The 9,502-nt window shown below is 48.0% G+C and carries 7 protein-coding genes and 2 pseudogenes; 8 read left to right on the top strand and 1 reads right to left on the bottom strand.

Annotation, left to right across the window (positions count from 1 at the left end):
- Nucleotides 1–93, top strand: a pseudogene (locus H6F50_RS26925) (IS630 family transposase); the annotation flags it as partial.
- A gap of 137 nt (nt 94–230) precedes the next feature.
- Here the strand turns inward: H6F50_RS26925 and prfC are convergent.
- Nucleotides 231–1,880: a peptide chain release factor 3 gene (prfC, locus tag H6F50_RS05390; protein ID WP_190427163.1), complete on the bottom strand. Its 1,650-nt coding sequence runs from the start codon at nt 1,878–1,880 to the stop codon at nt 231–233.
- A 742-nt stretch (nt 1,881–2,622) separates the two neighbouring features.
- On the opposite strand from prfC, the gene H6F50_RS05385 reads away from it, so the two are divergent.
- The 7 genes and pseudogenes from H6F50_RS05385 to H6F50_RS27850 form a co-directional block, all read left to right on the top strand.
- On the top strand, nt 2,623–4,842 hold the full coding sequence (locus tag H6F50_RS05385; RefSeq protein ID WP_190427160.1) for a PAS domain-containing protein: 2,220 nt from the start codon (nt 2,623–2,625) through the stop codon (nt 4,840–4,842).
- A gap of 138 nt (nt 4,843–4,980) precedes the next feature.
- Nucleotides 4,981–5,325, top strand: coding sequence for a DUF4870 domain-containing protein (locus H6F50_RS05380; RefSeq protein WP_190414512.1), 345 nt, complete (start codon nt 4,981–4,983; stop codon nt 5,323–5,325).
- Between the two features lie 91 nt (nt 5,326–5,416).
- Complete coding sequence (locus H6F50_RS05375) at nt 5,417–5,581, top strand: hypothetical protein (RefSeq protein WP_190427149.1); 165 nt, start codon at nt 5,417–5,419, stop codon at nt 5,579–5,581.
- A 60-nt stretch (nt 5,582–5,641) separates the two neighbouring features.
- On the top strand, nt 5,642–6,625 hold the full coding sequence (locus H6F50_RS05370) for an alpha-ketoacid dehydrogenase subunit beta (RefSeq protein WP_190414510.1): 984 nt from the start codon (nt 5,642–5,644) through the stop codon (nt 6,623–6,625).
- 137 nt (nt 6,626–6,762) lie between these two features.
- Complete coding sequence (gene secD / locus H6F50_RS05365) at nt 6,763–8,181, top strand: protein translocase subunit SecD (protein ID WP_190427147.1); 1,419 nt, start codon at nt 6,763–6,765, stop codon at nt 8,179–8,181.
- Nucleotides 8,178–9,155: a protein translocase subunit SecF gene (secF, locus tag H6F50_RS05360; protein WP_190427144.1), complete on the top strand. Its 978-nt coding sequence runs from the start codon at nt 8,178–8,180 to the stop codon at nt 9,153–9,155. Before secD ends, secF begins: the two co-directional genes overlap by 4 nt.
- A 20-nt stretch (nt 9,156–9,175) precedes the next feature.
- Nucleotides 9,176–9,502: pseudogene (locus H6F50_RS27850) on the top strand (hypothetical protein); the annotation flags it as partial.

The raw sequence follows: 9,502 nt of genomic DNA, 5'->3' as shown, positions 1-9,502 counted from the left end.
TGGTCTTGGCTCAAGAGCCGCATCCGCAAACAACTCGACCAGTTTAATTGTTTGCGAGATGCAATCGAGCATGTCTTATGCTTGTCGTCCTAATTACCTTGGCGATTGCTATATCCGGCTCCGACGGGATAGTGGAACCCAGCCTGAAACAGCCTGGGTTCCATCAATCATGACCCAGGAAACCAGTGAGGTATTGGCTTTTACCAAGCGCTTGAACCCAAGCGCTTAGGTCAAAAATCTACTGGTTGTTGCCCCGCCGCTACAGGCGCTACAGAATTTAACTTCAACTCTGGATGATCCGCTTGCACCTGCTGACAATTCCATTCGTTTCGGAACAACAGCACCGGACGCCCCCAGCTATCCTTCACCGTTACGGTGTTGAAAAGACGTCCCACTTTTTGCAGAGCCTCCCAGCCACCGGCTACCCAACGAGCCACACTATAAGGCAATAATTCTGTGTGAGTTTCAACACTGTATTCATTCTGCAAGCGAAATTGCACTACCTCAAATTGCAATTGTCCCACCGCCGCTAGAATTGGGTCGCGTTTGCCTTCATCCACTGAGTACATGATTTGCACTGCACCTTCTTCCCGCAATTCCGAGACGCCCTTGTGGAATTGCTTGAACTTAGAAGGGTTGGGGTTTTTCAGATAAGCAAACAATTCCGGAGAGAAGCAGGGAATACCTTCGTACTCTAGCTTCTGACCCGTATAAATCGTATCGCCAATCGCAAAGACGCCAGGATTGTTCAATCCAATGACATCGCCGGGATACGCTTCTTCAATCGATTCTCTATCTTGGGCAAATAGTTTCTGAGGACGAGACAAGCGAACGGTTTTGCCAGTACGGGCATGATTCACTGTCATGTCTTTTTCAAACTTGCCGGTACAGACGCGCACAAAGGCTATCCTGTCGCGGTGCTTCGGGTCCATATTGGCTTGCAGCTTGAAGACAAAACCTGTGAATTCTGGGTAAGTAGGTGGAATTGCACCATTACTGCTTTGCCGGGAACCGGGTTTGAGGGCGTAGTCGAGAAACGCATCTAAAAATAACTCCACCCCAAAGTTGGTCATGGCGCTACCAAAGAACACGGGCGTCATTGTGCCTTGATGAACTAGGTCTAAATCCAGTTCTGAGCCAACGCCTTCAAGGAGTTCTAAATCTTCTTTGAGTTGATAGTAAAGTTCTTGCTCTAGCAGTTCTTCAATTCGGGGATCTCCCATATCTACAACGGTATCCAGGGCTTCACGCTTGCCATGTGCGCTGCGCTCAAATAGGTGAATTTTCTGCTGGCGTCGGTCGTAGACGCCCTTGAAGCGATCGCCCATTCCTATTGGCCAGTTTACGGCATAGGTTTGCAATCCCAATTCCTGCTCAATTTCATCCAGCAGTTCCAATGGTTCCCGTCCGGGGCGGTCGAGTTTATTCACAAAAGTGAAGATGGGGATTTTTCTCATCCGGCATACTTCAAATAGCTTCCGTGTTTGCGGTTCCAAACCTTTCGCTGCGTCAATCAGCATCACCGCATTATCTGCTGCCGCCAGCGTCCGATACGTATCTTCACTGAAATCTTGGTGTCCCGGAGTATCCAGCAAATTAATCTGACAGTTGTGATATGCAAACTGCAACACCGTCGAGGTAATCGAAATTCCCCGCTGTTGCTCCATCTCCATCCAGTCAGAAGTCGCCTTTTTTTGCGCCCGACGAGCTTTCACCGCCCCCGCTTCGTGAATCGCACCTCCGTACAGCAACAGCTTTTCGGTCAGCGTTGTTTTACCCGCGTCGGGGTGAGAAATAATCGCAAAGTTACGCCGACGCTCAACCGCTGCTTGTATTTCAGATTGAGTGGTTGCTTCTGGGGACTGGAAATCAGTAAACATTCGGATGCCTGGTTCGGTACTTTCAACAAAAATTATAAAAGGTTCGATTGTGAAACGATGAAGCGTATCCGTATACAACAGACGGAACAACCCAAACCGGAGATAGCCTTTTTACTTTTATTCGTTCTAGGTTTCCGATTGGACTAAGACGCGATCGCTTCTTTCAGTAACATTCCCGATTAACAACTCTTACCTTCATCAAAAATTTAGATTCACTCCTGCTAGCCGCAATTCGCTAGCAGTTTTGTCTAAGGAGGTAAGTCCAAGTAACCGGAAGACCTTGCCCATTCGCCTGCTGTGTTGACAAGCTTTGCTCCTCCATTCGCGAGAACCTAATGCTAACAGAGGTTTCCTCTGTTTAGACTTTTCGCCCCAAGAAAGGGAGAAAGTTTCTCTCTTTCGTCAATAAAAATTCTCACCCTTCTTCCCCCGACTTGTGGGTGAACTGAGAACGCAGGGAAGTTTCGTTTAAGGTTGCACTTTCTTTATATCTATCTACTTAATTTAATTCTAAGCGGATATATTCCGTTAATACTCGTCTCCTATCTAAAATTACGCACTGCTGACGAATCCAAATCCAAGGCGCTAAGCAAAGCAAGTTTTTTTTAAGTTCTACGCTAAGAAACCAACCGTCTTTTTGCAAGAGCAAAACAACTGTAATTTATCCGGTGCAGACCTACCCGTGCCAACTCTCGCAAGCGAACGATATTCAGCTATAAAGTAGCAACCCCAAGGAGACTTTATGCCATCACTCTTGCACAATCTTTTTACTTCCGGGCAATTTATCCCGCACGGACACTGCTACTTATGGAAAACAGGGCTAGTGTGGCTGCATATTCTGTCAGATGGTTTAATCGCCCTGGCTTATTATTCAATTCCGCTGCTGTTGGTTTACATTGTCCGCAAGCGAGGCGATTTGCCCTTTGATTGGGTATTTCTGTTGTTTGGCAGCTTCATCATCGCTTGTGGGACAAGTCATGTGTTGGAAATCTGGACCCTATGGCACCCAATGTATTGGCTGTCAGGGTTAGTGAAAGCTGTAGCTGCTGTGATTTCTGTGGCGACAGGTATCGTATTGATGTCATTGATTCCTAACATCCTAGCACTGCCCAGTCCCGCTCAGATCGAGGAAGCCAACCGCCGACTGAAATCAGAAATTCAGGAACGTCAGCAGATAGAGGCGCAGCTGCGAAGTCAAGAATACTGGCTGAATACCCTGATTGATGCGGTTCCGAACGTGGTGAATATGAAAGACGGTGAAGGACGCTGGCTGATCTCGAATCAAGAAGGACTGAAGCTTTTTCAGCTCGAAGGTGTCGATTATCAGGGCAAGACAGACGCAGAACTAGAAGAATATACAGAATTTTATCAGGAAGCTCTTTTTGGTTGTCAAGAATCCGATGAAAGAGCGTGGCGTGCAGAAACCATTAGCCATTACGAAGAAGAGATTTCATTACCCGATGGTTCAGCGAGGAAGTTTGATGTCGCCAAGGTGCCCTTATTCAACCCAGATGGAAGCCGTAAAGGGATTGTAGTCGTAGCAAGCGACATTACTCAACGCAAGCAAGTAGAGGCGGCATTGCGGGAAAGCGAAGCGAAAAATCGCGCCTTCATCCAAGCCCTACCGGATATGTTGTTTCGGATTTGCAGTGATGGGACTTTTATGGACTTTCAAGCGCCCAGAGAAGATGCTCTGGCGATGCCTCCCAGTCACTTTTTGGGGAAAAGCGTGTGGGAGGTATTACCTGCCGAGTTGGCTGAAGCTACCATGTACAACGTATCGAAAGCGATCGCTTCCGGTGAAACACAACTCTACGAGTATCAAATGACTTCCCTAGACGGCAACCAGCACGATTATGAGGCTCGGTATGCGCGTAGCTTAGAATCAGAAGCTTTGGTAATAGTACGCGATATTAGCGAACGGCAAGCCGCGCTTCGTGAACGCAAGCAGGCAGAAATCGCTTTACAAAAATCGGAAGCGCAATTAAGAGAACAGACACTTCATCTAGAAAAAACCTTATGTGAGTTGAAACAAACCCAATCTCAATTGATTCAGAGCGAAAAAATGTCTAGCTTGGGTCAATTGGTTGCTGGTGTTGCTCACGAAATTAATAACCCTATTAACTTTATTTACGCCAATCTAATTCACACCGACGAATATACAAAAGAATTACTACATCTGATTCGCCTCTATCAGCAACACGATTGCGAACCTGTTCCTGAAATTGCCGCAGTCGTGGAGAACCTTGACTTAGATTTTTTTCAGGAAGACTTACCCAAAATGCTGTCCTCAATGAAGGCGGGGACGAACCGTATCCGCGAAATTGTCTTATCGTTGCGAAACTTCTCGCGCTTGGATGAGGCAGAGGTGAAGGCGGTTAATCTCCACGAAGGCATTGACAGTACGCTGCTGATCTTGCAAAACCGCTTGAAAGGGAAACTGGGACGCCCAGCGATTGAAATTATTAAAGAGTATGGTAATCTGCCCCCCATCGAGTGTTATGCGAGGCAACTGAATCAAGTATTTATAAATACCATCACCAATGCAATTGATGCCTTAGAAGAGGCAGAGGCACAGAGGCGCAGAAGTGCAGAGGAGAATTTGGTACACTCTCCTCAGCAGCTTTGTTCCCCAGCGTCCCTGCCTTGGATTCGGATTCGCACTGAAGTTCAAGACGATCGTCAAGTTGTGGTTCGGATTTCTGATAATGGTCTTGGGATAACGGAGGAGGTACGCCAAAAGCTTTTTGACCCCTTCTTTACAACTAAACCTGTTGGTAGCGGCACAGGTTTGGGGTTATCTATCAGTTATCAAATTGTAGTCGAAAAACACGGCGGCAGCTTGAAATGCGTTTCAGCACCGGGACAGGGGGCGGAGTTCGCGATCGCGATTCCAATTCGGCAGCAACATCAGCAAACGGCTGCGGTCAGTGACCGAAATTCTGCGGCTGTTTCAGGATAAATTCTCTCTGCTTTAGTACCAGAAACTTTTGTGCCTTTCGGGTACGGAAAGCCGTTCGCTAGCGTGCGGCTCACCCCCAGCGATCGCGTGTTACAGTCTTGACTAGAGGCAACGCAACAGAAGCATTAGGGGGTTTAGATGTACGACACGGACAAGCGAAAGTTGTTGTCGGTACTATCTCATGGCTCGATCTTTCTTAGTACGACACTGGTGTCTATCGGGATACCCGTCGCGATGTTATTTGTATCCGATGATCCAGTTGTGAAAGACAATGCCAAAGAAGCAATCAACTTTCACTTCAATGTTTGGTTCTATGGAGCGATTATTGCCTTCTTAACTTTTATCACCCTTGGTTTATTGGGCTTTATCCTCGGACCTATCGGGTTTATCGTTCATTGGGCACTGACGATTCTGGCAATTACTCACTGTTTGGGTAATCCCGATCAACCCTACCGCTATCCCTTCACCTTCCGCCTGCTTTAAAAAAGGGAAAAGTAAAAAGGAAAAATTGTTTGAGTTTCACTTTTTACTTGCATGGCTCTTAAAAGGTACGTGAAGTCAAAAAAGCTGTAGGTTGATTAATCATAATTTTCCCATAAAACCCGTCTTCTTTGAGAAAACGGGTTTCTGCATATTTTTAAGCTTTTGTCAATACTGCGATAGATTTGCCGATGAACAAAGTGCGATCGCTTCCGGTTCATCAATCCAGAGCGATGTGCGATCGCTGGCAAAATTCTAGAGCCTCAAGAGGTTAAAATCCTAATCTGACCCGATCAAACTCCTCTCCTCTACTGTACCGATGGCAGAAACTTTATTCTTCAACGCCCTCCGCGCAGCCATAGACGAAGAAATGGCTCGCGACTCAGCCGTATTTGTCCTTGGTGAAGATGTCGGTCACTATGGCGGCTCGTACAAAGTCACCAGAGACCTGTACAAAAAATATGGTGACTTGCGCGTACTCGACACCCCCATTGCCGAAAACAGCTTCACCGGCATGGCAGTAGGTGCTGCAATGACAGGTCTCAGACCAATTATCGAAGGCATGAACATGGGCTTTTTGCTCCTTGCCTTCAACCAAATCTCTAACAACGCTGGAATGCTGCGCTATACCTCCGGCGGTAACTTCAAAATTCCGATGGTGATTCGGGGGCCAGGTGGCGTCGGTCGTCAATTGGGTGCCGAACACTCTCAGCGACTAGAAGCTTATTTCCAAGCAGTACCGGGTTTAAAAATTGTCGCCTGCTCCACACCTTACAACGCCAAAGGATTGTTAAAGGCTGCCATCCGCGACGATAATCCGGTTTTATTCTTTGAACACGTCCTCCTCTACAACTTGAAAGAAGATTTACCAGAGGAAGAATATGTGCTGCCCTTAGATAAGGCAGAAGTCGTGCGGCAAGGCAAGGATGTCACGATCCTCACTTATTCGCGGATGCGTCACCATGTCATGCAAGCGGCAAAACAGATGGAAAAAGAAGGTTTCGATCCAGAAGTGATTGACCTGATTTCCCTCAAGCCACTGGATTTCGATACCATCGGCGCTTCCGTGCGGAAAACCCACCGGGTGATTATCGTAGAGGAATGCATGAAAACCGGCGGGATTGCGGCAGAATTGACAGCCTCAATTAACGATCGGCTATTTGATGAGCTAGATGCGCCCGTTCTGCGGCTATCTTCCCAGGATATTCCCACACCTTATAATGGAGCGCTGGAGCGGTTGACGATTGTCCAACCAGAGCAAATTGTGGAAGCCGTGCAAAAGATGATGGCACTCCAAGTGTGATCGGTCATTAGTCCTTAGTCCCTAGTCTGAGTCAATTGCCAATGACGAATGACTAATGACTAATGCCCGCTGACAATCAATCCGCCTCGACCAGCCCAAAAGGGATTATCATAGCATTTGTTTGAGCGGGTCGTGGTATGCAGAGACAGCGTTCTTTATTAGCCTTAATTCTGGTTCTGGTGATTGCTTCTATCACCGTGCTTGCCAGGATTCCAATTCGGCTGGGATTAGACCTTCAAGGGGGATCGCAACTGACGCTTCAGGTGAAACCCACTGAAGGCAAAGAAATCACGCGAGAAGATTTAGAAGCAGTTCAGAAAGTCGTAGAGAACCGGATTAACGGTCTTGGAGTCTCTGAAGCAATTGTGCAAACGGTCGGACAAGACCAGGTTTTGGTGCAGCTACCGGGGGTCAGCGATCCGGAGCAAGCAGAACGGGTGCTGGGTGGCACTGCTCAATTGGATTTCCGCGAACAAAAACCGGGTTCGGAAACCCAGTTGCAAATTGAACAACAGCTGCGACGGGAATTAAAAGCGAAGCAGGATGAGTTGAGAAAGACGAAAGATGAAGCGGAGATCGCTAAAAATCAGGAAGCTCTCCAGCGGAGTAACCAAGCGATCGCAGCTTTGTTTGAGCGCACCAACCCCCCACTCACGGGCAAAAACCTCACGGGAGCGACCGCCCGACCTTTTCAGACGAGCGACAACTGGAGTGTCAACATTTCCTTTGATGCTGAAGGAGGCGGACGCTTTGCCCAGTTAACCAAAAATATCGCCGGGACGGGACGCACTTTGGGGATCTTCTTAGATGAAGAACTGCTCAGCGCTGCTACCGTTGAAGTAAAGTATGCCCAAGAAGGCATCAGCGGTGGAGGTGCCGAGATTACAGGCAACTTTAGCTTAGAAGAAGCTAACGAGCTAGTCGTCCAGCTGCGAGGCGGTGCCCTACCCTACCCCGTAGAAATCATTGAAAACCGTACCGTGGGCGCAACCCTAGGTCGAGATAGTATCCAAAGCAGTATCTACGCCTCTATCGGTGGTCTGATTTTGGTATTGATCTTCATCGGTGTCTATTACCGCTTACCGGGGGGAATTGCTGGAATAGCGTTAGTCATTTATTCGCTATTGTGCTTATCTGCCTTTGTTTTACTCGGCGTTACTTTGACTCTCCCTGGGATTGCTGGTTTTATTCTCAGTATCGGGATGGCAGTCGATGCCAATGTACTGATTTTTGAGCGGACGCGGGAAGAATTAAGAGCCGGGAAGAGTTTATATCGTTCGGTAGAATCTGGTTTTTATCGGGCATTTTCCAGCATTTTGGACGGTAACGTCACAACGTTAATTGCTTGTGGGTTTATGTTTTGGCTGGGTTCGGGTCTGGTAAAAGGCTTTGCCCTGACGCTAGCAATCGGAGTTTTAGTGAGTATGTTTACAGCAATTACCTGTAGCCGTACCCTACTCATGACAGCGATCAGCTTTCCAGAATTACGCAAGCCACAATGGTTTTGTCCGAATTTGCAGGCGTCAAGGAAGTCTGAGCCAGAGGTAGGGTCATGAAATTAAATCTAATCAAACGGCGATCGCTCTGGTGGACGATTTCTGCCATCTTGATCCTGAGTGGACTGATTGCAATGGTAATCAACTGGACGCAAATCGGTGCGCCGTTACGTCCCAGTCTGGATTTTGTCGGCGGTACGCGGTTGCAGTTTGAACTCGATTGTTCTAAACCAAACAACTGCGATCGACCCATTGATATCGCGACGGTTCGGGAAGCGATCGCAGCTCAGGGTTTGGGTGACAGTAGCATCCAAGCGTTAACCAGGAACGCTCAAGGGCAAACTCAGCCGGGTGTGTCTATTCGCACCAAAGCGTTGAATGTTGACCAACGCACCAAGCTGCAAAATGCCTTAAACCAACTCAGAGCCTTCGATCCCCAAAAGACTCAGATAGACACGGTGGGACCGACTCTCGGACGCCAGTTATTTGCCTCTGGTTTACTGGCGATATTGCTCTCCTTTGTGGGTATTTTTGTTTACCTGACCTTCCGCTTCCAGTTCGACTACTCCTTGTTCGCCTTTGTTGCCTTGCTCCACGATGTTTTGATCACCCTAGGGTTTTTCGCTATCTTGAGCTTGGTGTTCGGTACTGAAGTCGATAGCTTATTTGTCGTCGCTATCTTGACGATCATTGGTTTCTCGGTCAACGATACGGTGGTGATCTACGACCGGGTTCGGGAAGTCATTAAACTGAATCCTGGAGAGCATATTAACCAGATTGTCGAGGACGCAGTTAATCAAACCCTGACTCGTTCGATTAACACCACCTTTACAGTGTTGCTGACTTTGTTTTCCATCTTTTTCTTTGGTGGAGAAACGCTGAAAAACTTTGCCTTAGCGCTGATTGTTGGGTTTGCCGCTGGTGCTTATTCCAGTATCTTCATTGCGAGTACCCTTTTAGCTTGGTGGAGAGAACGGACGGGTCAAGCGATCGCCATTGCGGCAACGGAACCCAAAGCTTCTGATGAAATCTGAAGGGCATAAGGCAAGAAGCAATGAATCAGGCAAGAGACGATCGCTGGGAGCAAGGGCGCAGAGGAGCTGGAGAGCCGGAGAGCGGGGAAGTACAGGATAATCTAGATTCAACTTCTCCTCTACCCCTATGCCCTTCTGAACCTCTGATCCGCAACCCCCTCAGCCATGCCAATGACCCAAGCTTCCAGCAGCAAGTGCAAAGGTTACACCAGCTGACTGTCTACGGCAGGTGGTTGGTCGCCGGGTTGCTTTGGATTACCATTGGTCCCTTGAGTCTCTGGGGCTTGCGCTACCCAATTTCTCTATTGCGGGAATACTTTACCTGGGCGGCAGTGCGATATGGACTT

Origin of the sequence: Coleofasciculus sp. FACHB-712, assembly GCF_014695635.1 — a bacterium.
Taxonomy (GTDB): Bacteria; Cyanobacteriota; Cyanobacteriia; order Cyanobacteriales; family FACHB-T130; genus FACHB-T130.
The sequence above is the reverse complement of the archived record's forward strand: the minus strand, read 5'-3'. Positions and strand labels throughout refer to the sequence as shown.

Coding starts and splice junctions, on each gene's coding strand:
- prfC (WP_190427163.1), bottom strand. CDS start 1,880: ATGTTTACTGATTTCCAGTCCCCAGAAGCAACCACTCAATCTGAAATA.
- H6F50_RS05385 (WP_190427160.1), top strand. CDS start 2,623: ATGCCATCACTCTTGCACAATCTTTTTACTTCCGGGCAATTTATCCCG.
- H6F50_RS05380 (WP_190414512.1), top strand. CDS start 4,981: ATGTACGACACGGACAAGCGAAAGTTGTTGTCGGTACTATCTCATGGC.
- H6F50_RS05370 (WP_190414510.1), top strand. CDS start 5,642: ATGGCAGAAACTTTATTCTTCAACGCCCTCCGCGCAGCCATAGACGAA.
- secD (WP_190427147.1), top strand. CDS start 6,763: ATGCAGAGACAGCGTTCTTTATTAGCCTTAATTCTGGTTCTGGTGATT.
- secF (WP_190427144.1), top strand. CDS start 8,178: ATGAAATTAAATCTAATCAAACGGCGATCGCTCTGGTGGACGATTTCT.